The following is a 26,368-nucleotide window of genomic DNA, read 5'->3' as shown; positions in this document are numbered from 1 at the left end:
TGGAATCGGCTTGCGCAGCCGGTCCAAGGTCCTCTGGCTTCATTTAACCCGGAATCCGGCCAAAAGCTGCGGGAAATCAGCCACAGCGCGCCAAATTTTGCCTTTTTGGGGATGCTTAACGGATTGCCAACACAGTCCGGCCAGAGTCTTGCGGTCAGGTCCGCCCGGGCCGCCTTTCCCTCGGTTTCGAACATTCCATGCGCATCACGCCCCTTGTCGCTTTGCTGCTCTCGGTTCTGGCGGTCACGCCAGCGCGGGCCGTTCTGCACATCACGCGCGACCATGGCGGCTATGTCGAGGAGTACAAGGCCAAGTACAAGCAGATCCGCGACCGCCGCGAGCGCGTCGTGATCGACGGCATCTGCAATTCGGCCTGCACGCTGGTGTTCGGCATCGTGCCGCTGAACAAGATCTGCGTGACGCCGAAGGCCAGCATCGGCTTCCACCAGGCCTATTACGACAAGGCCTTCACCTTCGGCATCAAGGTCACCAGCCTCGAGGGCACCTCCGACCTGATGTCCTATTACCCCGATGCGGTGAAGGACTGGATCCGCCGCAATGGCGGGCTCACCACCGAGATGAAGAAGATCAAGAACGGCGTCGATCTCTGGAAGATCGTCGATCCCTGTCCGGAAGAGTGGTAGGCGCGGACGCTCGCGCACACTCGACCTTCTTCCAGCGCGGCTTTGCCCGCTTGCCGCGTGCGGCCAACGCCCGCGATCCGAAAGGCGATCCACCCGCAGTCAAAATTTGGAACCAGCAACACGAGCCATTCGTTTTGCTCATGATGCGTTCATCCTCATGATGCGATTGTGGTCCGAGCAGCGAGAGCGAGCCTCACCGCCGGAACGGACCGGCCTCAGGTCGCACGCGCAGGAGGTTGTGATGGCAACCAGGTCCAATCTTTCGAAGGCCGAACTCGCCCGCGGCGTTGCCGGCGCCGCCTCAGCACTGGTGCTGAGCGCGCTCGTCCTGTTCGTCGCCGCACATCATCTGAGCGGTGGGTAGACCGGGCGGCGGGTCCACCAAGCCAGTTACGAAAACAGGAAGGTCCCGATCAGGAGGCCGGCCGCAAATGCCCAGAGTCCGAGGGTGCAGGCCGAGATGACCCGAACGAGATTGCGCAGATCCACGTCCTGCCAGCTGCTATGGGATCGATACGTCAATTGCAGGCCTCCCCTGCGGCGGCCGCCTTTGCTCTCGGCTGGGGAACCCTGTTCCTCATAGATGCCCAAATGAAGGCAACGGTCAGTTGCGCCAATCACGCGTTTGCGATCTCCAGGCACCGGTCGGGGGCCTTCCTTGCCAGCCGGGACCGAAGCCGGAGCCCATCACGCCGCAAAGGCCGAACCGCCGCCTTGCACGATGTCGCTGAGATACTTCGCCGGCGGCTTGCCGAGCGCCTTCTTGAACATGGTGATGAACGCCGTGACGGATTCATAACCGAGCGCGGTCGAGACCTGCTGAACGCTTGCGCCGGCCGACAGCTCGCGCAACGCGACGATCAAATGCAGCTGCTGGCGCCAGCGGCCGAACGTCAGGCCGGTTTCGCTCAGGACGAGACGCGCAAGGCTGCTTTCGCTCATTGCCACACGGTCGGCCCATTCGGCCATCGTGCTGCGATCAGAGGGATCGTCGGCGAGATCAGCCGCGATCCGTCGCAGGCGCGGTTCGCCTGAGATCGGCAGATGCAGCTGCTGGACCGGCATTTGCGGCAGTTCGTTCAGCAGCAATTGCGCGACGAGCGTCGCATCGCCGACGTCATGCTGCATGCGATCTGAAAGCGCGACGATAAGCTCGCGGAGGAGCGGCGAGATCGACAGTGTGCAGCAGCGATCGGGCAGGTCGGCGGCCCCGGGCTCGATGAAGACGAAGAAGATCCGCGCATTGGCGGTTGCGATATTGGTGTGGCGGGTGCCGCCGGGGAGCCAGACGCCGCAATGCGGCGGCACCATCCACAGTCCGTTCGGAACGCGGCACATCACGCCGCCGCCGAGCGCAAACACCAGCTGTCCCTTGCGGTGCGCATGCTCGGCCGCCTCGACCTTGTTCGCGGTGATGTCGAGGCGCACGGCGAGGGCCGGGGCCGCGACGTCATCCGGATCGAGGTCCGGCCAGGGATAGCGAAGCTCAAAACCCATAGCGGAGGTAAAAGCCCATGACGTGACCGAATTTAGCGATCAATAGAGCAGATATGTAAATTCTTCCGGGCGCCAAGTCGATAGTTTCCGCGCATGCAGATAGCCGGGAGCATGCGATGACGATGATTGCGCCGATGCGGACGTTGGGCGGGCAGGGGCTCCTGGTCGCGGGGATCCTGCTGATCGCCTCGGCGCTCCGTGCGCCCATCACCGGCGTGGCGCCGATGCTCGGCCTGATCCGCGAGAGCAGCGGGGTCAGCGCGGCAGAGGCGGGGATCCTGACGACGCTGCCCTTGCTTGCGTTCGCCGCGATCTCACCGGTTGCAGCCATCGTCGGGCGCAGATGCGGCATGGAGCGGTCGCTGTTCGGCGCGCTGCTGGTCATTGCGGCCGGGATCGCGCTGCGCTCGTCCGGTCCGGTCTGGGCGCTGTTCGCCGGCACTGCCACCCTTGGCGCCGGGATCGCTGTCGCAAATGTCCTGCTGCCGAGCCTGCTCAAGCGCGACTTCCCGACCCGCATCGCCAGCCTGACGGGCGCCTACGCGATCACGTCCGCATTGGCGCAGGCGCTCGCCTCTGTTGTGGCGATCCCGTTCGCCCTGTTGCCCGGATCGAACTGGCACCTTTCGCTTGCGAGCACACTGATCTTTCCGCTGGTGGCGCTGATGGTCTGGGCTCCGCAACTGGGGATGCACCCGGCTCCGGCGATCGAGCCTGGTTCGTCGTCGCATCGCGGGCGCATCTGGCACTCGCCGCTCGCCTGGCAGGTCACCGGCTTTCTCGGCCTGACCTCGCTGGTGTTCTACATCATCGTCGGATGGCTGCCCGCCATTCTCGTGCAGGCAGGTTATTCAGCGGCGGCGGCGGGCACGTTGCACGGTGTGTCGCAATTGGCGACGGCGGTTCCCGGCTTGATCCTCGGTCCGATAGTCCGCCGCATGAAGGATCAGCGCGGCATCGCGATCGCGGTATCGCTCGCGACCTGCGTCTCGCTGGTGGGATTGTGGCAGCTTCCGTCGCTCGCGATGGTGTGGGTCGCGCTGTTCGGCTTCGGAGCCGGAGCTGCCTTCATCCTCGGTCTGACATTCGTCAGCTTGCGAACTGCGCACAGCCATCAGGCGGCCGCGCTGTCAGGCATGGCGCAATGCCTCGGCTACACGCTCGCGGCTGCAGGCCCGCCGCTTGCCGGACTTGCCCGCGATGCGACCGGAGGCTGGGAGGTTGCGCTCGTCTGCTGTGCCGTTGCGACCGCGCTGATGGCGGTCCTTGGCAACTTCGCCGGACGTGCGACAACGATCTGACGCTGTATGCGGACATGCGGCCGGTCAAGACCGCATACAGGGGACGGCGGATGCCCGTCGGTTGTATGCTATGAAGTCGCGCGCTACAGAGACGCGTGGCAAGCAAGAGCCCGGGGAAAGTGCCGTTGAGGATATCCGCCAATACGCGCATCGTGATCGGATCGACGCTTTTTGCGCTGGCGTCGAGTGCATTGCTTTATCTGGTTCCGGCGAGCCCGATCGACCGACAACTGCTGCGCGGCACCTTTCACTTTTATCAGGGGCACGCGTTTCTCGTCCCCGTCAAATACGTGGATGGCGAGATCAAGACTGCCCGGCTGTATGAAGACGACAGGCTGCTCGGCCCGGCGAATACCACCCAGCAAGAGATCATCGACAAGGGCGCCGGCCGATTTGGACTTTACCGGGATCGCTGGGGCTATTTCGGACCGGCCTTGATGTTCTCGACAAGCGACAATAGCGACCCGAACACCAACGGCAGGAAGTATCACCTCAGATGACGATCGGCGCTATGCGACGGTCGAATCGAGACCCGCGCGGGTCACATGAAACCCGGATTGCGCGGCAGATACTGAGCCCAATTGCCGAATTCTCGCGACGACATCAGCAGCATCGGACACTTGATCCGCATTCCGTGCGTCATTGCGGTATCGAGCGCCGCCTTGCTCGCACCAGGCAGGAATGCCGATATCTGTGACGCGCCGCTCCCGGCCGCCAGGTACAGCGCTGTTCTCAAAGCGGGAGCGACCGCGTGCGGCTCCATGACTGCGAGCGGTCCGATATGGCCACCGGCGTCCACATAGGCGTAGCCGATCCAGTCGTTTCCGTCGTGGAGATTGAACCCGGTCGCCGCGCCGTCATTGATCAGATAGCGATGATGCTTTTCGCGCGAGACGCCAAGCATCCGCTCGTCCGCTTGCGCGAGGCGGCGCAGGGTCGGGGCCTCTGGCTCGAGCGGCGTGACGTCGTATCGTGGACCGTGCAAATGACCGATCAACCGCTCGCGCGATGCACTGACACTGTAGATCGGAAATCGCGGAAGCAGTCCGTGACGGATGTAGAGCCCCTGCGATACAGTGTTGAAGCTGAATGTGATGAGCACCCTGTTGGATGCGCCCGATTTCTCCGCATGCGCGACGGTCCGCTTGATCAGTTCGTTGCCGATGCTCCGCCCTTGCTGATCGGGCGAGACGAACAGCTGCGCCAGAAACCACATGTCTCCGCAGACCCAGCTCCAGGCGAAGCCGAGGATCCGCTCGTTCTCCTCCGCCACCCAGAGACCATCGGGATCGTCCCTCATGCAAAACAACTGGAAATTGGGTGGAGACGATACCGCCATCGGGCCGAAGCCGTGCCGTTCCGTGAGATCGTTGATGCTGGAGACGACGAGGGCGTCGGCGAATTCCAGATCCTGCGCACGTGCCGGCCGGCAAACCACTGACATGGGCAACTCCGTTGGTGGCCGGATGATGGTCAAAACCTCGCCGTGCCGGCATCGAGTCCAAGCGCCAGCCGTCCGGCGGTGACGTAATTATTCGGACTCATCGCGATATGCTTCGCCGCGGCGCGGACATCGCCGACCGCACGCTCCAGCGCGCAGGTCTCGAAGATGGCGACGGCACCCGCGCTGGCGGCCAGCATCTCGGTGACGGATGTCGCAGTCTCCGCCGCATGGGCGTTGGCGATCCGAATGTCCGCGCGTGCCTCAACCAGCCGTTGGCCGCCGGTGTCTGTTGCGGCCATCAATTCGGTCATGGCATCGACCAGAAGCGCACGGGCGGCGCGAAGCATCGCTCTGGTCCGCCCGACCGTCGCCTGAACGGTCTCGCGATCGCGGAGCGCGGCTCGGTTTCCGGAGCGGCCTTTTGCGAGCTCCGTGAACGAGGTCATGGCGCCGGACGCGATGCCGAGCGGCACCCCGCAGATGCTCCACGCGAACACCGATGACGGCGGCATGCGATAGAGCAGTCCGGGCTGGGTCGGTTGCAGCCCGAGAAAGGGATGGGCGTGAGCGGCTGGCACGAAGATATCCCGCGCCTCGAAATCGCAACTGCCAGTGCCGCGCAGTCCGGATACATGCCAGTTGTCGAGGATGGTCACATCCGCCCGCCCGAGATAGCAGCAGAGAAGCGGCGAAGCCGGATCGTCGGGCCTGACGCTGGCCAGCCCCATGAAGCGCGTCGCGTGATGCGCGCCGCTGCCGAACGGCCAGCGCCCGGATAGGCGATAGCCGCCTGCGACGGCGCTCGCCGTGCCGACCGCACCGGTCGCGCTTGCGACAAAGGCGCGCGGGTCGGCATACCACTCGCGTGCGACGGCCTCATCGAGGTAGCCGCCGATCCGGCTCATGCCGGCGCCATTGCCGACCAGCCAGCCGATGGAGCCATCGAGTGCCGAGGCGGCTTCGACGACCCGCATGAACGCGAAGGGAGACAGTTCGGGTCCGCCGAGCGCTTGCGGCAGCCACAGGCGGAACAGGCCGGCATCCGCCAGCGCGGCGAAAACCGCGGCCGGCAGCCGCCGCCCGCTGTCGAACGCGTTGCGCTGCGCAGCGATGAGCGGAGCCAACGCCTGGACGGCCTCGAGCACGCGGCAAACGTGGGCCGGGTCACCGTCATTCACTTCCGGACCGGGGCGGGCCATCGGACCGTCCGTTTTCGCCGTATGGCCTGGATCGCGCATCGGGTTCTCCTCGAGGTTCGGCACCGCTGCAGCCTGATCGTCCGCTTCCCCGAGGTCCTGAATCCGTTCCGAAAAAGTTGCAAAAAATGTAGTCTCCGGAGCCATGGCGACGATCCACGAATTCGGTCCCTTCCGCCTCGACGCCGGGGCCGAGATGCTGTTCCGGGAGTCCGAACCGGTCGCGCTCGGGCGGCGCGCGGTGGTGCTGCTTCGGCTGCTTGTCGAGCGGGCCGGATCGCTGGTTTCCAAGGGTGCGCTGATGGAGGCGGCCTGGCCGGGGCTTGCGATCGAGGAGAGCAACCTGACCGTGCAGATCGCCGCCTTGCGGAGGGCATTTGCCGACATCGACGGAGGCCCGACCTGGATCGAGACGCTGCCCCGTCGCGGCTATCGCTATGTTGGCCCCCCGGTTGCGACCGTGCTCGAACCGAGCGCTGCCGCATCACCGGCGCAGGGGCTGTCCGACAAGCCGTCGCTCGCGGTGCTTCCGTTGTCGAATCTGAGTGACGATCCCGCGCAGGACTATTTTTCCGACGGGATCACGGGAGACATCATCGCCGAACTGTCGCGGTTCAGGTCACTATTCGTCGTCGCCCGTCACTCCAGCTTCGCCTACAAAGGCAAGACACCCGAGATCAAACGGGTTGGCCGCGAGCTCGGCGTCCGCTACGTGGCCGAAGGCAGTGTGCGCAAGATCGGCAGCCGTGTGCGGGTGACCATCCAGCTGCTCGATGCTGCGAGCGGCTACAATCTCTGGACCGAGCGCTACGACCGCGATCTCGATGACATCTTCGCTCTGCAGGACGAGATTGTACGGGCGATCGTCGCGGCCCTGCCGGGCCGGATGGAGGACGCCGGCCGGGAGGTCGCCAGACGCAAGCCGACCTCCAGCATTACCGCCTATGATCTGGTCCTGCTCGGAAACGAGCGATGGCGTCAGCTGACCGTGAATGCCATGGCGCAGGCCCGAGAATATTTTCGAGGCGCCGTCGCGCTTGACCCGCAATATGCCCGCGCCCACGTCAACATCGCCTGGACCATCGTCTGTGACGTGTTTCTCGAATCACCCACCACCGCGACTCTGGACGAGGCGCGGAGCGAGATCGAGAATGCGCTTGACATCGAGGACGGCGACGCCTGGTCTCATGGCGTCTTCGCTCAGCTGCTGTTCCTGCTGAAAGATGACGCCAAGGCCGAAATCCATTTCAGCCGCGCACTCGCGCTCAATCCAAATGATGCCGATGTCGCCGCCGTTTTCGCCAACACCCTGGTCTACTGGGGACGGTGGCGCGAGGCACTGATGTGGATCGGGACAGCCAAGCGGCTCAATCCGTTTCCGCCCAACCTGTACCACTGGTATCACGCGCTTGCCCTCTATTCAGGGCGCGAGTACGAGCAGGCGGTCAAGGCGGTAATGGAGGCGCGGTCGTTCGACAGGTGGTCGCACGGCCTCCTAGCAGCCTGCTATGCGCAGATGGGACGACTCGGCGAGGCGCAGGCCGAGGCTGACGCGTTCGTCAGCCAACGGTGTCGCGAACTGAATGCGAGTGGCAACGCCGCGCCCGCGAGAACTCTCGACCTCGCCCAGGCCAGAGCCGAACGGTATCGCGATCCCTCCGACCGCGAACATTTCCTCGATGGATTGCGCAAGGCGGGTCTCACGGGTTGACGCTCACAGCCGCTTGTTTCTCGAACGAGCGAGTTGACGTGCGCTGTCTCGGGTGCCGTCACGTCGTGCGTATCACGCCCAGTTCCTTCGACCGCTGGAGAAGAGCTGGCCGGTAAGGCGGGGAGGGGTCGTCGTCATCAGGGATGGCGCAATAGCCGAACTCCTGCTGGATGCGCTGGATTTCCATGACGCGATCGTTCAACCGCTGCAGATGCTCGAGCGATCTGGCCTTCCAGTAGCGGAAGGTATCGTGAGTGATCGGCACGAAGGCGGTGCCGAACAGCGTTGGATCGGGTACGATGGTCCGCCCGAGCAGCAGGTAGCGGCCGTCACCGACGATGACGAGGGTGGCATAGGGCCGCCCTTCACTCACCCTGAGGCCCTTCAGCGATAGTTCGCACAGCTTGTTGAAATAGGGTTCCTCGCGCCAGCGGTCGGGATCATCGAGGTCAACCTGCACATTCAATGCGTCGAGCCCGAAATGCGGCACCATGCCCGCGGTCTCGGGATACCAGTCGTCATCGAGATGGCCTTGCAGCCAGGCGCAGCTGAATGACCGGCACTGCCGGGGCGCTCGTTGTAGATGTCGCATCCGCCGCCCGCCCGAATGTGGTTGCAGACGGTGTTCACCAGTTTGCCGAGATCGGTCACCTCAAGCACCTTGCAGCAGAGGGTGCATGATCCGCACTGCCGGACCGTCGGCGCGACTGGAATACCGAGGGCCCATGAGCCTTGTCGTTCGCGGAAGAGCAGCTTCTGCTTCTCCAGCGCGCCCAGTGCACGCTCGACCTTGAGGCGGGACAATCCGGTTGCGCCAATAATATCTTTTGTCGTCGTCGCGCCGCTCTCGACCGCCCGAACGACGACCAATGCCACTTGGTCCATTGTTCTTCTTGTCCGGCTCGTGGCCGGTTCTTCTTGTGCAGTGTTCTTGGCCGCCGGTCTTCGGTGACGGCAGATCCCGGTGTTATCCGGAACGCTCCGCGACCGATGGCTGCGAGGTTGTTCAGAGAGCGTATCTGCGAGGACAGGGTGCCGCATCCGACAAACGCGCATGGCATCCCTGAGGACAAATGGTCGTGATTGCAGCGAACAGGCGCGACAGTCTGCAGGGTCAGAGCGGTCTCAGCCGACAAAGCAGAACGAGATGCAAAGCTCGGACAGATCACGTCGCGAGAATGCGAAGTGTGACTAACAGACGGTGCAACACGTTCGTGTCGTCCGTGCGAAAGCAGGGACCCATAACGACCGATGGTCATCGTTGAAGGTCGTTGGAACGACGCGTCCCTTTCACAACATCCGCCGCGGAGTTGATGGTGTGGACGGCCCCCTACGGCATCAGTATGCCAGAATGAGGTTGTCTAGATCTCATACATGGGAGCCGTCCGTGAACCAGATTATCCGCATTGGGATGGATACGTCGAAGCATATTTTTGTGCTGCATGGGGTTGATGCGTCCGAGCAGCCGGTCTTACGCAAGAAGCTTTCGCGCAAACTCGTGCTGGAGTTCTTCGCCAAATTGCCGCCGACGGTGATCGGGATGGAGGCATGCGGAGCTTCGCAATATTGGGCGCGAGAGCTTTCCAGGCTGGGCCATGAGGTGAAGCTGATGGCACCGCAATTGGTGAAGCCCTACGTGATGCGGAACAAGAATGACGGGCGAGACGCAGAAGGCCTGTGTGAGGCGATGAGCCGGCCGAGCATGCGCTTTGTGCCGGTGAAGAGCGCCGAGCAACAGGCTGCGCTGATGCTGACGGGTATCCGCGACGGACTGATCGCCCGGCGCACCCAATTGACCAACACGATCCGCGGCCATGCGGCGGAGTATGGCCTGATCGCGCCCAAGGGGCTGGAGGCGATCGAACCGCTGCTGGCGCGGATCGCGCAGGACGAGACGCTTCCCGCTCTGGCGCGCGAGCTGTTTGTCGTGCTGGGCCGGGAGTGCGTCAGGCTCGAGGGCGAGTTGGAGGTGGTTGAGGCCAAGCTGATGGCCTGGCACCGCGGCGATGCCACGGGCCGGCGCCTGGCGCAGATTCCGTCGATCGGTCCGATCATTGCAACGATGCTGGTGATGAAGACACCTGATCCGGGCGCGTTCCGCTCCGGTCGTCACTTTGCGGCTTGGCTCGGCCTCACGCCCAAGGACCATTCCACCGCAGGCAAGACCAGGCTCGGCAAGATTACCCGGGCGGGCGACCAGGACCTGCGCCGTCTGCTGGTCGTCGGGGCCACGGCGGTGATCCAGCAGGCCAAGCGGGGGCGCGGTCATCACTCGCGCTGGCTGCTGGCGCTGATCAAGCGTAAGCCGCCGAAGCTTGCGGCCGTGGCGCTCGCCAACAAGGTGGCGCGCATCGTCTGGAAGCTGATGGTGACGGGGGAGAGTTATGACGCCGCACGGCTGAATGCCGCGACGACGGGTACCGCTTAACAGATTGGCCGGCTGGCGGGCTCGCTCGTCAGCCGACCCGGAGCTGCAAGAGCGGATGGAGCGATCGATCGAGCAACGATGCGAGACAATCCGTGGGACCCATCGGCCGTCAACAGGTCGCGGAGTTGTTTGGAACTCGCATCGCGCAAACCATCTTGGCCAGCGATCTACTCGATCGCACCCAACAGGCCGGACATATGGATGCAAGCGATCCGATCTTGCCAAAAGGCTCTTGTGCCACGGGGGCCGTCCACATATGGGTCCCTGCGTTCGCAGGGACGACGGTGTGCCTGGGGCGCCAGTCCGGCTAACCCGCAAAAATTCGCGATTGCCGGCTGCCTCTTCTTCAGGCAATGACGGCCTGCAATGAACAAGAGCTTCGAGGAAACTGCCGCTCGTCTGGCGCCGGCGATTTTTGTCGTGCTGTGGAGCACGGGATTCATCGGCACCAAATACGTCATCAACAATGCGGAGCCGCTGACCTATCTGGCGATCCGAATGGCGTTCGTGGTGGTGGTGATGACGGTCGTCGCCGCGGTCGCACGGCCGAAATGGCCCGACCGGACAGGCGTTTTCCACAGTGCGGTGGCCGGCATCCTGGTGCACGGCTTCTATCTCGGCGGCACCGCGATTGCGATCGCGCATTCGATTCCCGCAGGCCTGTCCGCGTTGATCCCGGGCCTGCAGCCGATCCTGACCTCGACCATCGCCAACCGCTGGCTCGGCGAGCGCGTCACGCCGCTGCAATGGGGCGGGCTCGTGCTCGGCCTCGCCGGCGTCGTGCTGATCCTGCACAACCGGCCGATGACGGGCGATGCGGGGTGGGGCTGGCTTGCCTCCGGCGTCTCGCTGATCAGCATCACGCTTGGCACGCTGTACCAGCGCCGTTACTGCAATCAGATCGACTGGCGCGCCGGCAATCTGGTGCAGTACATCGCGGTGACGATCTTCTTCGGCATCGGCGCCTGGCTGTTCGAGACCAATGTCGTGCATTGGACCAGCGAGTTCGTGCTGGCGATCGCCTGGCTGGTGTTCGCGCTGTCGATCGGCTCGATCGGATTGCTGTATTGGCTGATCCGTCACCATGCTGCGACCTCGGTCGCGAGCCTGTTCTATCTGGTGCCGGCGGTGACCGCGCTGATGGCCTATGTGCTGTTCGGCGAGCGGCTCGATCCGGTGTCGATCGCCGGCATGGCGGCCTGCGCCGCCGCGGTGCTGGTGGTCAACCGCCGGTCCTGACCTTTGCTCTAATCCTTGCCGCGGATTTTCGCGTAGGCCGCGAGCGCGCGTTCACGGCCCTGCTTGTGATCGACAATCGGCGGCGGATAGGTCGTGCCGAGCTCGATGCCGGCGCTCGCAAGTTCGATCGGCGTCGCGCTCCAGGGCTGATGGATCACGTCGTTGGGGAGCTGCGCCAGCTCCGGCACCCAGCGCCGGACATAGGCGCCGTCAGGATCGAATTTCTCGCCCTGCAGGATCGGATTGAAGACGCGGAAATAGGGCGCGGCATCGGCGCCGGAGCCGGCGACCCATTGCCAGTTCGCCGGATTGGAGCCGGCATCGGCGTCAACCAGCGTGTCCCAGAACCATTGTTCGCCTGCGCGCCAGTCGATCAGCAGGTGCTTCACCAGGAATGAGGCGACCACCATCCGCACCCGGTTGTGCATCACGCCGCTGTGCCAGAGCTCGCGCATGCCGGCATCGACGATCGGATAGCCGGTCAGGCCGCGCTGCCAGGCTTTCAGCGCACGGGCGTCGCGCTTCCACGGAAACGCCTCGAACTGCGTCTGCAGGTTCCGATCCGCCATGTCGGGGACGTCGAACAGCAGATGGCGGCAGAACTCGCGCCAGCCGAGCTCGCTCAAGAATTTGTCGATGTCGCCGGCAAGGCGCGGGTGCTCGGCGGCGGCGAAGCGGGCGGCATACCAGACCTGGCGTGGGCTGATCTCGCCGAAGCGCAGATGCGGGGAGAGGCGCGAGGTGCCGTCGCGGTCGGGCCGGTCGCGGTCGTCGCTGTAGCCGCGAATATTCTCGTCGAGGAACGCCTTCAGCCGCGCCTGCGCCGCGGCTTCGCCGGGGGTCCAGGTCTCGCGCAGGCCGCCGGCCCAATCGGGCCGGGTCGGCTCGAGGCCCCAATGGTCGAGGGCTTCGCTCGCGACGCCGCTGACGGATGCGAGCTTCTTCGGCGCCGGCAACGGCTTCGGCGGATCGCCGAGCGCCTGCACGCGCCGCCAGAACGGCGTGAACACACCCAGGCCACGGTTATCCTTGTTGCGGATGGCGCTGGGGTCGACGAGCAGGTCGCCCGGGAAAATCTGCGAGTCTATTCCGTCGCTTGCGAGCGCGGATGCAACGTCTGCGGCAATCGCTTGATGCGGCGCCTGCGCGATGTCGTTCCAGAACACGGCGCCCGCATGGATGTCGCGCGCCAGCGTGGCGATCACGGAGGCGGCCGATCCGGTGCGCAGCACCAGCGTTCCGCCGATGGCCTCGCAGCTCGTGCGGAGCGCGCGCAGCGACTGCGCCAGCCACCAGCGCGTCGCGCCTCCGAGGGGGCGCGCGGCTGGAGGTTTCAGGGCACGACTTGCTTCGTCGTGGATAAAAAGGCCAACCACGGGCGCGCCGCGGCTTGCCGCTTCATGCAGGGCCGGGTGATCCGACAGCCGCAGATCGTCGCGAAACCAGACGATAACAGGCTGTACGCGGGCCACCCGGACGCTGCGTGCCGGCCGTTACTTCGGCTGCGGCACGATGCGGATGTAGGGCTTCGGTTCTTTCCAGCCCTGCGGATAGATCGTCTTGGCCTCGTCATTGGTGACCGAGCCCGCGATGATCACGTCCTCGCCCTGCTTCCAGTCGGCGGGGGTGGCGACGCGGTGCGTGGCGGTGAGTTGCAGCGAGTCGATGACGCGCAGTATCTCCTGGAAGTTCCGCCCCGTGGTCATCGGGTAGACCAGCACCAGCTTGATCTTCTTGTCGGGACCAATGATGAAGACGTTGCGGACCGTCTGATTGTCCGCCGGCGTGCGGGTGAGGGGATCGCCCGAGGTCGAGGCCGGCAGCATGTCGTAGAGCTTCGAGACGTTGAAATCGATGTCGCCGATCATCGGATAGTTCGGCGCCGCGCCCTGGGTTTCCTTGATGTCCTCGGACCATTTGGCGTGACGATCCACCGGATCGACCGACAGGCCCATCAGCTTGACGCCGCGCTTGTCGAATTCGGGCTTCAGGCGGGCGAGCGCGCCGAGCTCGGTGGTGCAGACCGGGGTGAAGTCCTTGGGATGGGAGAACAAAAGCACCCAGCTATTGCCGATCCAGTCGTGGAACTTGATCTTCCCTTCGGTGGTCTCGGCTTCGAAGTCGGGGGCGACGGCGCCAATCTGAAGTGCCATGATTTTACCTCATCTCTTTGAAGTTGCATCTAAATTTGTATTTGAGGTGGTCTGTTCCAGTATAGGACGCGGAAAGGCTTAAGTGAACGGCTTCTGAAAAAAGGTGAGACATTTCTCCTTGAGGGTGGAATTCCAAGCAATTTGTTTTGATCTGGACTCCTGCGACGAAATATCAGCGGCAGCACAAAAGCTTGGAAATGCCCAGATAAAGCCGCTTATCGCCGTCATCACGCCGGCCCCGGCTGCTATAGGACTGAACCGTGACAGCGTTTAAAGCGACCAAATAGCAACCATCTAAAAATCTCGGAACCGAAGTTCCGAATCATTAACCACTCGTTTACGCCCGCATGGAAAAGCTGGCCTCAGATAGGAATTGAAAGCTCCCACAATGTCTACCCCAAGTACCAAGACCGCTGAGGCTCTCAGCGGTGCGTTGCATCCATCCTGCCGCAAGACCGCCGCCCATGCGCTGACCATCGTCCGCGACGGCGTGATCACCGGCGAAGGCCCGACCACCAAGGGCCGTATCCATTTCTCCCGGTCACTCGATGCCGATGACGCTGCCTGGTGCGCGCGCATCCTGACGGCGGCCGCGGTCGAGCATCAGCCGGTCAGCCGGGCCGAGATCGAGGCGCTGTTCGCGATCAACGAGGCTGCTGCCGAGCGCAGCGATGGCGGCCGGTTCGACGACCTGCTCGCCAAGGCGATCGCCCATCATGCCGCGTCCGAGTCCGGTCTGCCGGTGCCGCCGCGCACGGTGGCGCTGTCGCCGGATACGAACATCGATCGCTGGGCGCCGACGCAGGGCACCAAGATGGACACCAAGGTTCTGGAATGGATCGCGGGCCGGATGCGCGGTCAGCGCCGCACCGGCCGTGCGCTCGCGGCGATGGTGGCGACGCTGGTCGGCGCGACTGCGCTGCCGCTCGCAGCCCAGCTGCCCAACGTGTTCGACATCGGGATGATGTGATCACTCGGGATGATGCCTGTGCATCATTCCGAACCAACGGCTTCAGGCGAGAGCGGCGGGGATCACTTCCCCGCCGTTTTCTGTTTGCCGCCGCTCTCCTCGAGCCCGAGCGTCCGCCCCGGGAACCCGGCGACGTCGAAATAGCGGGTCGAGAGCACGCGCTGGAATTTCAGCACGGTGCGCAGGCCATTGGCCGACGGCTTCTTCGACATGATGGTGCCCTCGGCCATCTTCGGCACGATGCCGTTCGGCAGCGCCTCCGACATCACCCGTCCGATCAGCCCGCCATTGTTCGGCGCGCGCAGGCCGAGCAGCTGGGCCGCGGTCATGCCGACATCGGCGTTGCTGACCGGCAGCGGATCGACATAGCCGGCCTTGAAGTCGGGGCCGATCGCCGCGGTGAAGTTGAAGGTGTCGCCGCGGCTGAAGCTGCCATGCATACCCTGGCCCTGGCGCAGCACGGTGTCGGCGATCTGCACCGAGCAGTTGGTCGGGATCTCGCAGCCGCTCGACCAGGAGCGGAAGTTGACCACGATCGACGGGTTCGGCGTCACCGCCTTGCCCTTCAAATTGAGGTTCGACATCGGCAGCGTTCCGGGGAACGTGCCGAGCTTGTCGTCGACGAACAGGCCGCTGACATAGTCCTGCTCGAGCAGCGCCTTGATCACGCGGTCAGCGAGCTTCTTGTCGCGGTTCGGCAGATAGATCAGGTCCGAGCCGCCATTGGTCGCGATCACGACGTCGGGCTTGGTCGGGTCCTGGCCGAGCACGCCGTTGCCGGCCTTCGGGTGGGCATTATCGGCGACCTTGGCGTTCTTGTCGTTGGGATCGAACAGCGGCAGGTTCAGCGCCTTGGCGAGATCGATCGCCAGAAAGCCCATCGGCAGGAAATCCTTCGGCGTGTCGTCATAGGCGATCTTGGCCGAGGGGCTGGTCTTGCTCTCCTTCGAGATCGTCGAGAAGCCGTGGTCGGAGGAGACCATGATGTTGGTGTTGGCGGAAAGCCCGAGCTCGTCGAGCGCCTTGCGAAGCTGGGCGAGGTTGTTGTCGGCATTCTTGATGCCGGCCATCGAGGTCGGGCCGTTGATGCCGGGCGTGATGGTGTTGAGGCTGTCGCCGGTGTTGTGCTGGCTGCCGTCCGGATCGCGCGACCAGAACACCAGCACGAACGGCTTGTTGCGCGCCTTGAACATCGGCAGCACGACCTTGGTCGCGACGTCGGCCATGTAGGCCTGCTGCGCGATGTTGGCGACCGTGGTACCGGGCGTCTTGGCATCGCCGGCCTTGGCATTGTCGCCGCGGCTCGGGGTGGCGAGCGGCAGGCCGGCTTTGGTCAGCGCATCCTTCATCTCGTCGGAGAGCGGCACGCCGGCCTTGCCGCCGGTGGAATCGTCGACCACGATCGTGTTCTTGCCGCGGTCGGTGTGGTCGAACAGCAGGGTCGGGCCGAGCTTGCCGATGGCTGCGGTGCTAAAACCCTGGCCGCGGGCCATCTTCAACAGCGTCTCCTCGTTGAGGTAGTCGCCATTGAAGTGATCGTCGATATCGGCGAGCACAGCGTCGTTCTCGATGAAGGGAACCACGGTGTCGCCGGCAGGCACCGAGGTGTAGCCGGTAAAGATCGTGTTGGAGAAGGTGCCGGTGTCGCCGAGATAGTGGCCGGTCGAGAGCGCCGAGCTGTTCGCCATCGTGAAGGTCGGGAACAGCGAATGCGAATTCTTGAAGTGAACGCCCTTCTCGCGAATCTCGGCCATCGCAGGCGCCGTCTGCGGCGTCACGATGCCACCGCGCAGGCCGTCGGGGACGAACAGGATCAGGTTGCGGGGCTTTGCATTTTGCGCCGAAGCGGCGCCGGCCGAGAGCGCGATCATGCTCGCGGACAGTAGTGTAATGGCATGGCGCATTTTGTTATTCCCCCTGATGAAGCCCCGCGGCAGTCCGCCGCAGCTTTCGTTTAGTTTTGCCACATGACAGAAATGTTACAGCGCCCGGTCGGCGCTGTAACTGCCGGATTTTTGTTGGCGACGGCCGGTCGACACACCGTCATTCCGCGGGCTGAACCGCGGTTCTCTCATTGCGCGCAGCGCTACCGGCATGCCCGTACCGTGCATAGAGCGCGGGCAGGACGGCAAGCGTGAGCAGGGTCGCGCTGATCAGGCCGCCGATCACGACGGTGGCGAGCGGCTTCTGCACCTCGGCGCCGGTGCCGGTCGCGAACGCCATCGGCACGAAACCGAGCGAGGCGACCAGCGCGGTCATCACCACGGGCCGGAAGCGGGTGAGGGCGCCTTGCTCGATGGCCTCCCGGATCGGCACGCCGCGCTCGCGCAATTGCCGGACGAAGCTCAGCATCACGAGCCCGTTCAGCACCGCAACGCCGGACAGCGCGATGAAGCCGACCGCCGCCGAGATCGAGAACGGCATGCCGCGCAGCCACAGCGCCGCGACGCCGCCGGTGAGCGCCAGCGGCACCGCGCTGAACACCAGCAGCGCATCGCGCGCCGAGCCCATCGCCGCCAGCAGCAACAGGAAGATCATCGCAAAACAGGCCGGCACCACGACGGCAAGGCGCTGGCGCGCCGCGGCGAGATTTTCCGATTGGCCGCCCCAGGTCATCCAGTAGCCGGGCGGCAGCTGCACCGATTGCGTGACCTTTGCCTGAGCTTCCTCGACCACCGAGCCGAGATCGCGGCCGCGGACATTGGCCGTCACCACGATGCGGCGCTTGCCGTTCTCGCGGCTGATCTGGTTCGGGCCCTCGGTGAAGGAGAACTGCGCGACGCGGTTGAGCGGCAGGCTCTGCACCGGCGAACTCGGCGTTGCCTTCGGCAAGGCGACCGGCAAATTACTCAACGCCTCGAGATCGGAGCGGACGCTCTCCGGCAATCGCACCACGATGTCGAAGCTGCGATCGCCCTCGTAGACGACGCCGGCATCCTGGCCGCCGACCGCGGCACCGATCACGTCCTGGACCTCGGAGACGCTCAGGCCTCGCCGGGCAATCGCCGCCTTGTCGACCTTGATCTCGAGCACGGGCAGGCCACCGGCCTGTTCGACCTTGACGTCGGTCGCGCCGCGCACGCCACGCAGCGCGGCGGCGATCTGGTTGGCGGCCTTCTGCATCGCCTCGAACTCGTCGCCGAACACCTTGACCGCGATGTCGCCGCGAACGCCGGCGAGCAGTTCGTTGAAGCGCATCTGGATCGGCTGGGTGAATTCATAGACGTTGCCAGGCAGCCGGCCGACCGCCTTCGAGATCTCCTCGATCAGCTGCTCCTTGGTCAGCGAGGGATCCGGCCACTCTGCGCGCGGCTTCAGGATGATGAAGGTGTCGGACGCGTTCGGCGGCATCGGGTCGCTCGCCACCTCCGCGGTGCCGGTCTTGGAGAACACGAACGACACCTGCGGGAAGCGGCTGACGGCCTTCTCGACCGAGAGCTGCATCGCCTGCGACTGCGACAGCGCCGTGCTCGGAATTCTGAGCGCGTGCATGGCGATGTTCTTCTCGTCGAGCGAGGGGATGAACTCCTGGCCGAGCCGGAAGAATCCGAACAGGGCGGTCGCGAACAACACGACCGCCACGGCGATGACGGGCAGGGGCGTTGCAACCGCGCGCCGCAGCAGCGGGCTGTACCCGCGCTTCAATGCGGCAACGAGCCAGTTCTCCTTCTCCTGCACGCGGCCGGTGATGCCGATCGCGATCAGCGCGGGAACGAGCGTCAGCGACAGCACGAAGGCGGCGGCGAGCGCCAGGATCACGGTCAGCGCCATCGGCTCGAACATCTTGCCTTCGACGCCGGTGAAGGTGAGAAGCGGCACATAGACCAGCAGGATGATGGCCTGGCCGTAAAGGCTCGGCTGCACCATTTCCACCGCGGACGCCCGTACCGTCGCCAGCCGTTCGTCGCGGGTTAGCACGCGGCCAAGCGCATGCTGCTTCTCGGCAAGATGACGCAGGCTGTTCTCCGTGATGATGACGGCGCCGTCGACGATCAGGCCGAAATCCAGCGCACCGAGGCTCATCAGATTGGCGCTGATGCGGCCCTGCCACATGCCGATCGCCGTCATCAGCATCGCGATCGGGATCACCAGTGCCGTGATCAATGCCGCGCGGAAATTGCCGAGCAGCACGAACAGCACCGCGATCACCAGCAGCGCGCCTTCGCTGAGATTGCGCGCGACGGTGCCGATGGTCGCATCGACCAGCTGGGTGCGATCGAGCACCGTCTCGACTGCGACGCCTGCCGGCAAGGACGGCGTGATCGCGCGCAACTTGGCGTCGACCGCGGCCGATACCGTGCGGCTGTTGGCGCCGATCAGCATCAGTGCGGTGCCGACCACGACTTCGCGGCCGTTCTCGCTGGCGCTGCCGGTGCGCGTCTCGCCGCCGATCGAGAGCGAGGCGAGGTCGCGAATCCGGACCGGGACGCCGCCGCGAGTGGTGACGACGACGGCGCCGAGTTCCTCGATGTTCTCGAGCCGGCCGCCGGACCGGACCACGAATCCTTCGCCGTTGCGCTCGATATAGCGCGCACCGCGGCTGACATTGTTGCTCTGGATCGCCTTGGCGACGTCGGCAAAGGTGAGGCCGAGCGCGATCAGCTTCGCCGCATCGGGATGGACCTGGTACTGCTTGAGGTAGCCGCCGATCGAATCGACGCCAGCGACACCCGGCACCATCTTGATCTGCGGCTTGATGATCCAGTCCTGCACCGTGCGCAGATAGGCGTCCTTCTCGACTTCGCTTTGCAGCACCTGGCCGTCCGCCGTGAGGAAGCGGCCGTCGCTCTGCAGGCCCGGCGCGCCGTCGCTCTGCACCTTCTGCCCGGAGTAATGGACGGTCCACATGTAGATTTCACCAAGACCGGTCGTGGTCGGGCCAATGCGCGGCTCGATGCCTTGCGGCAGGCGCGCGCGAACTTCGGTCAGGCGCTCGCCGACCTGCTGGCGGGCGAAATAGATATCGGTGGCTTCGCTGAACACCGCCGTGATCTGCGAGAAGCCGTTACGCGAGAGCGACCGCGTGCTCTCCAGCCTTGGCGCGCCCGCCAGGGCCGTTTCGATCGGGAAGGTGATCTGCTTCTCGATTTCCGCCGGCGACAACGCCGGTGCGACGGTGTTGATCTGGACCTGCTTGTTGGTGATGTCGGGCACTGCGTCGATCGGCAGCCTGGTCAATGCGAGGCCGCCGAGGAGCATCAGGACCGCTGCCAGTGTGACGACCACCCAGCGCCGCTGGATCGCAAGACCGATGATGCGCTCAATCATGGCCGTGCTCCGCTTCGTCCTTCTCGACCTCGGCCTTCAATGTGAAGGTGTTCTGCACAGCGATGGTCTCGCCGGCGGCAAGACCCGCGACGATCTCGATGTCGTCATCGTCCTCGCGACCGGTCCGCACCGACCTCGCCTCGAAGCCGTCGGCATCACGCACGAATACGGTCGGCGTCCCCTTGATGGTTTGAATCGCCTTCTTCGTCACCATCACGGTGGACGGCGCGCCTGACAGCGGCACCTCTGCGGTGACGAAGGTGCCCGGCTTCCAGCGGTGCTCCTTGTTGGGCAGGGTCGCGATCACGCGGGCATTGCGGGTCTCGCGGTCGAGCAGGGGGCTGACGAAGATCACGCCGGCACTGGCTTCATCCTCGGTGCCGATGGCGCGGATCTTGACCGACACGCCTTCGCGAACTGCGCTGATGTCCTCTGGCGAGACCGCCAGATCGACCCAGATGTCGTCGAGATTGACGATGACATAAAGCTCGCTTTCCTGGCCCTCGCGTCCGATCAGTCCGCCGAGGTCGACGCGCCGTTCGGACACCCGGCCTGAGATCGGCGCGCGCAGGAACTGCGTCCGCAAGCTTTCAGGCGGCTGGTTGGGCAGATCGGTGATCTCGCTTTCCGACAGGCCGAGCGCAAACAGCTTCTGCCGCGCGCCGTCGAGCTTGATCTGGGCGTCGTTCGCGGTCAGTCGCGTGCGCAGGAACTCGTTTTCCGAGACGATGCGGGTCTCGACCAGCGTCTTCTGTCTGGCATAGAGGGTCTGCTGCAGGTCGTTGGTGAGCCGTGCGGCGAGGTATTCGCTCTTGGCGTCGGCCACCTCACGGCTTTCGATCGCAGCGACGATCTCGCCTTTCTCGACCACGTCGCCGAGACGCTTGCGCAGTTCCGTGACTGTCGCGAGCACGCGGACCGAGACGCGGCCGATATGATCGGCGTCGGGGATCAGCGATCCCGGCGCGAGGAAATGTCGCTTCAGCATGCCGCCACTGGCTGGTGCGAGCGTGATGCCAGACTCACGAATCTGGTCTTCGCTGAGCTCGATATGTCCGGGGGCCTCATGCCTGGCCTCGGCCTTCGGTGAATCTGTGGCCGCAGTCTCCTGCGTCGTAGCCGGGAACTTGACCGGCCAGCCGATCCATCCGGCCGCCACAACGACCAATGCGATGCCGGCGGCCACGCCGGCGAAAAATAGAACAACCCGTTTCATATGCGCCTCTCCGCAGCGCATGCCGGTGGCCCTGCGCTGTCGCGACATTGATCTGTGCGGAAGCGTGCGCGCTACCGGATGGCAGCGGCGCACGGCCGGTCATGCCGACCGGATCAGGCGCGGGGTGGTTTGAAGGGGGAGAGGCGATCGGCCGACGCCGGCAGCCCGATGCTGCCGTCGCCATAGCTATGCGGCGCATAGGCGATCGGGAATGCCGTCTCCTGCGGTGCCACCGAGGCGACGTGGGTCAGGCAGTGATCGCCGTGCAGTGAGGCCGGATGCGCGGGAGCCTTGCCGCCGGTGTCGTTGATCGACTGTGCGATCGAGAATCCGGGAGCTGCATCGTCATCGCCGTCGAACGCCCAGCCGTGGAAGAACGACAGCACCAGCGCAAGCGAAATCAGCCCCGCAAGCAGGCTGCGCCAGCGGCGCGATCCTGTTGCATGAGCGGAAGACTGAATCATGGTGCGCGAAGCGTCCATGGGCCCTAATTAGCGCCGCGACCGCACGCATTCAAGTTCGACGCCGCGACAGAATTGCCGCGGATACTATAACGTTACACGCTCTCAGCGGTTCGGCGCATCAGCCAGCGGCGCGCGGCGACGACGGCCCAGATCGCTTCGACCAGTCCGAACGGCCAGGCGCCCTGCAGGAAGCCGTAGGCCGAGCCGAGCGCGCAGGAGACTGCGAAAGCCAGGATGAACCAGGGGCTCCGATCTTCGGCTGCGTAGCAGACGAGCATCATCGTCACGGCGAACAAACCAAACAGCGTGAGCACATCCATCCCGCAGCAGGACTCCCATTGTAACGCTGTTGATATCTGAGCATGCTTGGGCTGGAATATCCATCCAGCGTCGCCGCCCGAAAGGATTGCTCCCATGAAGCGCATGCATGTTCACGTCGCCGTCAAGGACATCCACCAATCGGTCGGCTTCTACTCGGCGTTGTTCGGCGCCGAACCGACGGTCGTGAAATCCGACTATGCCAAATGGATGCTCGACGATCCCCGCGTCAATTTCGCGATCTCGACCCGTGGCCGCGAGCCGGGGCTTGATCATCTCGGCATTCAGGTGGAAAGCGCCGAGGAGCTCGGCGAGGTCTATGGCCGGCTGCGCAAGGCGGGCGGCGAGGTGATCGAGCAGGGCCAGACGGTGTGCTGCTATGCCAAGTCCGAGAAGTCGTGGATCGACGATCCCGCGGGGATTGCGTGGGAGACCTTCCATACGACGGGTGAGAGCATCGTCTATGGCGACGGCAGCGGCGAGCGTACCGCGCGCGTCGCGCACGAGAAGCTGGACGGGCAGCAGAGTGCCTGTTGTGCGCCGCAGCCCCAGGCCGCGCCGCCAGAGGCTTCGGCCTGCTGCAGATCGTGAGCTCGGGCGGTCGCATACCGACGCCAAGACGTCGCCGGGCAGTCGTCATGTCGGCGCAGCCGGCTACCGCTGTAAGCAAAAGCTTAATGCCTGCGACATATTATCCCAGCGACGACTCCCCTCCGTGCTAACAGCCCCCTAACCATGCGGCTTTTGCCAATCAAGGATCCTGAGCGGTCCTGGCGTCATATCAAGACACAATGGAAGAAGGACGCTGAAGGCGTCGGGGAGGATTTTGCCACCTTTGGCGGCATCAGTGCCTTTGAAGCGCTGACCGCCAGGGAGGGCGACAGTCAGGGGCTGTATCACCTGACCGACGGCGAACGGGTCCACGCGGTCTGTCAGGTCAGGCGTCTGTTGATGAGCCGATATACGTCGCCGGCGCTCAGCGCGCGTTTCATCAATGTGTCTCCGATTTACGATCTCGGCCTCGCCGATGTCAGCGATTACGCGCAGATGCTCGTGGCGCTGTTCTCCGGCGTCGTCTGGCTGTCGCGCGATGCGCTGGCGGCCAGCCACATCCGTTTTCTGCTCAAGAGTCCTGGCGACTCGCAATTCTTCGCAGCGCTCAAGGCCGCGACGCCGTTCTCTCCATTCTCGAAATTCAGCATTGAGGGCGCGTTGATCGAGTGCAGCCTGAAGGAGGCGGCCGGGGTCGCCTGAGGCGGTCGCGTCCTGAGGCGTCCCGTGCCGATCGCGCTCAGCTACTCATCCGCCTTAACAGTCCGATAACTGATTTTCCTAACGAGCCCTTGGGTTGTGCTCCCGTAGAAGGGCACCCGCAGGGGCAGGAAAATGTCGGTTGTATCAACGAACAGCGTGAAGCCGGAGCACCGGCGGCTGTCGATCAAGGGTGTGCTGCGCGCCACCAGGATGGGCGCCATTCAGTGGCTCGTCCTCAGCGCCGCGCTGCTGGTGCTCGCCATCACGCTTGGCACCGGCTATCTCGCGCTGCAGTTTCGCGAGCGCGCGCTGGAGATGTCCGAACGCGAGCTCAACAACACCGCGCTGCTGCTGTCGCGGCATTTCGACCAGCAGCTCAGCGACCTCCAGCATGTCCACGACGACATCGTGAACTATCTGCGGTCGGAGCAGGTCGAGACCGCCGATCAGTTCGAAAAGAACATGTCGCTCCTGAGCGCGCACGAGATGCTGCGCACGCGGCTGGCCGCGCTGCCGCATGTCGGCGGGCTCAATCTGTTCAACGCCAAGGGATGGCTGATCAACTCGTCCGAGATGTGGCCGGTGCCCGACGTCAGCATTGCCGAACGGCGCTATTTCCAGGAGTTCACCTCGGGACGGCCGACGTCGCCTGTCATCGTCGAACCCGCGATGAGCAAGGTGACCGGCAACTGGACCACGATCTTTGCGCGCAAGATCACCGGGCGCAACGGCGAGATCATCGGCTTCGCGAGCCGCGGCGTCGAGCCCAGCCATTTCGAGGACTTCGTGGCCTCGCTGGCGCTGGACGGCGACACCGTGATTTCGATGATTCATCGCGACGGAACGATCATCGCGCGTTATCCGCAGGATGCCGGCGTGGTCGGCCGCAACATCATCGACCAGCCGGTGTTCCGGAAGGTCATCAGCCTTGGCGGCAACCTGTCGGGACGGTTCGTCGGCGCATCGGGTGAGGAGAACGTCGGCGCGGCCAGGTCGCTGTCGCATTTCCCGATCCTGATCCTTGCCACCACAAGGACCTCCAGCGCACTGGAGGACTGGCGTGCCCAGACCAAGCTGCAGTTTTGCGCTGCTGTGCTGGCGGTGCTGATCGTCGTCATGACGATCTTCTTGATCGTGCGCCAGCTGCGACGGCAGCACGACGCGGCGCAGCGCCGGCTGTCCGAGAAGAGCCAGCATCTCGACACCGCGATCAACACCATGACGCAGGGGCTTCTGCTGTTCGATGCCTCGGCGCGGCTCGTGATCTGCAACCAGCGATACATCGACATGTTCGGCCTGTCGCCCGATGTCGCCAGGCCCGGCTGCCATCTGCGCGATCTGATCCTGCATCGCCGGGCGCTCGGTTCATTCGTCGGCGATGTCGACGAATATTGTGCGCGGTTCACCAATCCCAGGGGAGACGAAATCCGGGACTCGGTGATCATGACGCCTGACGGCCGCAGCATCCGCCTGATCTACAAACGCGCTCCTGACGGCGGCTGGGCCACCACGCTCGAGGACGTCACCGACGGGCGGCGTGCGCAGGCGCAGATCGAGTATCTCGCGCATTACGATGCCTTGACCAATCTGCCGAACCGGACGCTGTTCCAGCGTCACGCGGAAGAATTGTTGCGCGAAGCTGTCGTCCGCGAGTTCGCGATCCATTACATCGATATCGACGAGTTCAAGCGGATCAACGATACGCTGGGGCATCCGATCGGCGATGAATTCCTGCGGCGCGTCGCCGAGAAGCTGCGCCAGTCGGTCGGATCGAACGACTTCATCGCGCGCCTCGGCGGCGACGAATTCGCGATCGTCCAGCATGACATCATGTCGGACGACGACGTCAGCGATCTGGTCGCGCGTGTCTATCAGTCGCTGCGCACGCCGTTCGACTGCCACGGTCATTGGCTGTCGAGCGACGCCAGCATCGGCATTGCGATCGCCCCGCGCCACGGCTCCGACCTGTTCGGCCTGCTCAAATGCGCCGACCTCGCCATGTACGCGGCCAAGGCCGCCGGCCGCAGGACCTATCGCTTCTTCGATCCGGCGATGGAGAAGCAGGCCAATCTGCGCCGCGCGCTGGAGGCCGATCTGCGAAGTGCGTTGGCGGAGGACCGCTTCGAGCTGCACTATCAGCCGCTGGTCGACCTGCGCAGCGACGAGGTGACCGGCTGCGAGGCGCTGCTGCGCTGGCGCCATCCGGTGCGCGGCATGATCTCGCCTGCGGAGTTCATCCCGGTCGCCGAGGAGACCGGGCTGATCGAGGAGATCGGGCAGTGGGTGTTGCGCACCGCCTGCATCGAGGCGGCGGCGTGGCCGGCGCATGTGCGCCTGGCGGTCAACGTCTCGCCGATCCAGTTCAAGTCGGAGACGCTGGCGCTGAAGGTCGCGAGTGCGCTTGCCGAGAGCGGGCTCGACCCGCGCAGGCTCGAGCTCGAGATCACCGAGGCGGTGCTGATCGCCGACGACGATGCGGCGCTGGTCACGCTCGGCCAGCTCCGTGCGCTCGGCGTCCACATCGCGCTCGACGATTTCGGCACCGGCTACTCGTCGTTGCAATATCTGCAGCGCTTTCCGTTCGACAAGATCAAGATCGACCGCAGCTTCGTCAAGGAAGTCACCCGCAACAGCGGCTCGGCCTCGATCATCCGCGCGGTGGTCTCGATCGCGGCCGACCGCAACATGATCACGACCGCCGAGGGCGTCGAGACCGATCAGCAGCGCGATACCGTGCAGATGCTGGGTTGCACGCAGATGCAGGGCTACCTGTTCAGCAAGCCGGTTCCGGCGCAGGATCTGCGGACGCTGCTCGCGGCCGATAGCGTCGAGGACGCCGCCTGAGCGGCTCTCACTGAAAAGTTCCCAAAAATCGACCTGCCGACGTGTCGGGCGCGGAACCGAAACGGTGGAACCGCGTTCCATTGCGGGGCTCGACCGGCAGGCAATCAATGAAGACCGCAGTAACGTCCGTGGCCATGCTGCTGTTTACCTCGTGCATGGCGAACGCTGAGAATGGCCTTGCGTCCTATTATCATGGCATCGGCAGGAGTGGCGAGATGACCTGCGCGCATCGCAAGCGGCCATTCGGCAGCATGGTCACGGTGTCCTATCACGGGAAATCGATCCGGTGCCGGGTCAACGACCGCGGACCGTTCGTTCGCGGACGGATCATCGATGTCTCGACCACGGCGGCCCGCGCGCTCGGCATCCTTCAGCTCGGCGTCGCGCATGTGGTGATCGAGTAGCGCGCGGCCGGCGGCGG

The 26,368-nt window shown here is 64.5% G+C and carries 23 protein-coding genes and 1 pseudogene; 12 read left to right on the top strand and 12 right to left on the bottom strand.

What is annotated here, in order from left to right; all coding sequences use genetic code 11:
• Nucleotides 1-197: 197 nt before the first annotated feature.
• Nucleotides 198-644: a hypothetical protein gene (locus ACVIGB_RS11255; protein WP_092114913.1), complete on the top strand. Its 447-nt coding sequence runs from the start codon at nt 198-200 to the stop codon at nt 642-644.
• A 241-nt stretch (nt 645-885) separates the two neighbouring features.
• On the top strand, nt 886-1,008 hold the full coding sequence (locus tag ACVIGB_RS11250) for a hypothetical protein (RefSeq protein WP_256459054.1): 123 nt from the start codon (nt 886-888) through the stop codon (nt 1,006-1,008).
• Nucleotides 1,009-1,034: 26 nt separating this feature from the next.
• On the opposite strand, the gene ACVIGB_RS11245 is transcribed toward ACVIGB_RS11250, so the two are convergent.
• Complete coding sequence (locus tag ACVIGB_RS11245) at nt 1,035-1,166, bottom strand: hypothetical protein (RefSeq protein WP_456722627.1); 132 nt, start codon at nt 1,164-1,166, stop codon at nt 1,035-1,037.
• 165 nt (nt 1,167-1,331) lie between these two features.
• Nucleotides 1,332-2,141 (bottom strand): AraC family transcriptional regulator, encoded by an 810-nt coding sequence (locus ACVIGB_RS11240; RefSeq protein WP_229166850.1) that lies wholly within the window; start codon nt 2,139-2,141, stop codon nt 1,332-1,334.
• Between the two features lie 116 nt (nt 2,142-2,257).
• Between ACVIGB_RS11240 and ACVIGB_RS11235 the strand changes: the two genes are divergently transcribed.
• Both ACVIGB_RS11235 and ACVIGB_RS11230 read left to right on the top strand, forming a co-directional pair.
• The gene (locus ACVIGB_RS11235; RefSeq protein ID WP_456722628.1) at nt 2,258-3,442 is read left to right on the top strand and encodes an MFS transporter; all 1,185 of its coding nucleotides are present in this window, start codon (nt 2,258-2,260) and stop codon (nt 3,440-3,442) included.
• A 152-nt stretch (nt 3,443-3,594) separates the two neighbouring features.
• The gene (locus ACVIGB_RS11230; protein ID WP_456722629.1) at nt 3,595-3,942 is read left to right on the top strand and encodes a hypothetical protein; all 348 of its coding nucleotides are present in this window, start codon (nt 3,595-3,597) and stop codon (nt 3,940-3,942) included.
• Between the two features lie 41 nt (nt 3,943-3,983).
• Here ACVIGB_RS11230 and ACVIGB_RS11225 read toward each other — a convergent pair whose 3' ends face one another.
• Both ACVIGB_RS11225 and ACVIGB_RS11220 read right to left on the bottom strand, forming a co-directional pair.
• On the bottom strand, nt 3,984-4,886 hold the full coding sequence (locus ACVIGB_RS11225; protein ID WP_456722630.1) for a GNAT family N-acetyltransferase: 903 nt from the start codon (nt 4,884-4,886) through the stop codon (nt 3,984-3,986).
• Between the two features lie 29 nt (nt 4,887-4,915).
• Entirely contained in the window at nt 4,916-6,124 is a 1,209-nt protein-coding gene (locus tag ACVIGB_RS11220) for an acyl-CoA dehydrogenase family protein (protein ID WP_456722631.1), read from the bottom strand.
• A gap of 103 nt (nt 6,125-6,227) precedes the next feature.
• On the opposite strand from ACVIGB_RS11220, the gene ACVIGB_RS11215 reads away from it, so the two are divergent.
• Nucleotides 6,228-7,793 carry a winged helix-turn-helix domain-containing tetratricopeptide repeat protein gene (locus ACVIGB_RS11215; RefSeq protein WP_456722632.1) on the top strand — a complete coding sequence of 522 codons (1,566 nt, stop codon included), beginning with the start codon at nt 6,228-6,230 and terminating at the stop codon, nt 7,791-7,793.
• Between the two features lie 58 nt (nt 7,794-7,851).
• On the opposite strand, the pseudogene ACVIGB_RS11210 reads toward ACVIGB_RS11215, so the two are convergent.
• Nucleotides 7,852-8,678, bottom strand: a pseudogene (locus tag ACVIGB_RS11210) (YkgJ family cysteine cluster protein).
• A gap of 502 nt (nt 8,679-9,180) precedes the next feature.
• Here ACVIGB_RS11210 and ACVIGB_RS11205 point away from each other — a divergent pair.
• Together ACVIGB_RS11205 and ACVIGB_RS11200 are read left to right on the top strand one after the other, a co-directional pair.
• The gene (locus ACVIGB_RS11205; RefSeq protein ID WP_456721091.1) at nt 9,181-10,221 is read left to right on the top strand and encodes an IS110 family RNA-guided transposase; all 1,041 of its coding nucleotides are present in this window, start codon (nt 9,181-9,183) and stop codon (nt 10,219-10,221) included.
• A gap of 366 nt (nt 10,222-10,587) precedes the next feature.
• On the top strand, nt 10,588-11,460 hold the full coding sequence (locus ACVIGB_RS11200) for a DMT family transporter (RefSeq protein ID WP_456722633.1): 873 nt from the start codon (nt 10,588-10,590) through the stop codon (nt 11,458-11,460).
• A gap of 8 nt (nt 11,461-11,468) precedes the next feature.
• Here ACVIGB_RS11200 and ACVIGB_RS11195 read toward each other — a convergent pair whose 3' ends face one another.
• Both ACVIGB_RS11195 and ACVIGB_RS11190 read right to left on the bottom strand, forming a co-directional pair.
• Nucleotides 11,469-12,932 carry a cryptochrome/photolyase family protein gene (locus tag ACVIGB_RS11195; RefSeq protein WP_456722634.1) on the bottom strand — a complete coding sequence of 488 codons (1,464 nt, stop codon included), beginning with the start codon at nt 12,930-12,932 and terminating at the stop codon, nt 11,469-11,471.
• A gap of 21 nt (nt 12,933-12,953) precedes the next feature.
• Nucleotides 12,954-13,613 carry a peroxiredoxin gene (locus ACVIGB_RS11190; protein ID WP_092114903.1) on the bottom strand — a complete coding sequence of 220 codons (660 nt, stop codon included), beginning with the start codon at nt 13,611-13,613 and terminating at the stop codon, nt 12,954-12,956.
• 388 nt (nt 13,614-14,001) lie between these two features.
• Here ACVIGB_RS11190 and ACVIGB_RS11185 point away from each other — a divergent pair, with 388 nt between their 5' ends.
• Nucleotides 14,002-14,583, top strand: coding sequence for a hypothetical protein (locus ACVIGB_RS11185; RefSeq protein ID WP_092114902.1), 582 nt, complete (start codon nt 14,002-14,004; stop codon nt 14,581-14,583).
• A 62-nt stretch (nt 14,584-14,645) separates the two neighbouring features.
• On the opposite strand, the gene ACVIGB_RS11180 is transcribed toward ACVIGB_RS11185, so the two are convergent.
• From ACVIGB_RS11180 to ACVIGB_RS11160, 5 genes are all read right to left on the bottom strand, one after another.
• Nucleotides 14,646-16,487: an alkaline phosphatase family protein gene (locus tag ACVIGB_RS11180; RefSeq protein ID WP_456722635.1), complete on the bottom strand. Its 1,842-nt coding sequence runs from the start codon at nt 16,485-16,487 to the stop codon at nt 14,646-14,648.
• Between the two features lie 139 nt (nt 16,488-16,626).
• Nucleotides 16,627-19,851: an efflux RND transporter permease subunit gene (locus tag ACVIGB_RS11175; RefSeq protein WP_456722636.1), complete on the bottom strand. Its 3,225-nt coding sequence runs from the start codon at nt 19,849-19,851 to the stop codon at nt 16,627-16,629.
• Nucleotides 19,844-21,067, bottom strand: coding sequence for an efflux RND transporter periplasmic adaptor subunit (locus ACVIGB_RS11170; protein WP_456722637.1), 1,224 nt, complete (start codon nt 21,065-21,067; stop codon nt 19,844-19,846). Before ACVIGB_RS11170 ends, ACVIGB_RS11175 begins: the two co-directional genes overlap by 8 nt.
• A 113-nt stretch (nt 21,068-21,180) precedes the next feature.
• Nucleotides 21,181-21,531 carry a hypothetical protein gene (locus ACVIGB_RS11165; RefSeq protein WP_456722638.1) on the bottom strand — a complete coding sequence of 117 codons (351 nt, stop codon included), beginning with the start codon at nt 21,529-21,531 and terminating at the stop codon, nt 21,181-21,183.
• Between the two features lie 92 nt (nt 21,532-21,623).
• Nucleotides 21,624-21,851: a hypothetical protein gene (locus tag ACVIGB_RS11160; RefSeq protein WP_092114898.1), complete on the bottom strand. Its 228-nt coding sequence runs from the start codon at nt 21,849-21,851 to the stop codon at nt 21,624-21,626.
• Nucleotides 21,852-21,945: 94 nt separating this feature from the next.
• Here ACVIGB_RS11160 and ACVIGB_RS11155 point away from each other — a divergent pair, with 94 nt between their 5' ends.
• From ACVIGB_RS11155 to ACVIGB_RS11140, 4 genes are all read left to right on the top strand, one after another.
• Entirely contained in the window at nt 21,946-22,440 is a 495-nt protein-coding gene (locus ACVIGB_RS11155; protein ID WP_173642412.1) for an ArsI/CadI family heavy metal resistance metalloenzyme, read from the top strand.
• Nucleotides 22,441-22,584: 144 nt separating this feature from the next.
• The gene (locus ACVIGB_RS11150; RefSeq protein WP_456722639.1) at nt 22,585-23,103 is read left to right on the top strand and encodes a hypothetical protein; all 519 of its coding nucleotides are present in this window, start codon (nt 22,585-22,587) and stop codon (nt 23,101-23,103) included.
• A 132-nt stretch (nt 23,104-23,235) separates the two neighbouring features.
• On the top strand, nt 23,236-25,947 hold the full coding sequence (locus ACVIGB_RS11145; protein ID WP_456722640.1) for a bifunctional diguanylate cyclase/phosphodiesterase: 2,712 nt from the start codon (nt 23,236-23,238) through the stop codon (nt 25,945-25,947).
• A gap of 107 nt (nt 25,948-26,054) precedes the next feature.
• Nucleotides 26,055-26,351, top strand: coding sequence for a septal ring lytic transglycosylase RlpA family protein (locus ACVIGB_RS11140; protein WP_456722641.1), 297 nt, complete (start codon nt 26,055-26,057; stop codon nt 26,349-26,351).
• The last annotated feature ends 17 nt before the right edge of the window (nt 26,352-26,368 follow it).

This window comes from Bradyrhizobium sp. USDA 4341, assembly GCF_054063755.1.
Note: the sequence above shows the minus strand (reverse complement) of the source record. Positions and strands in the feature narration are given on the sequence as shown.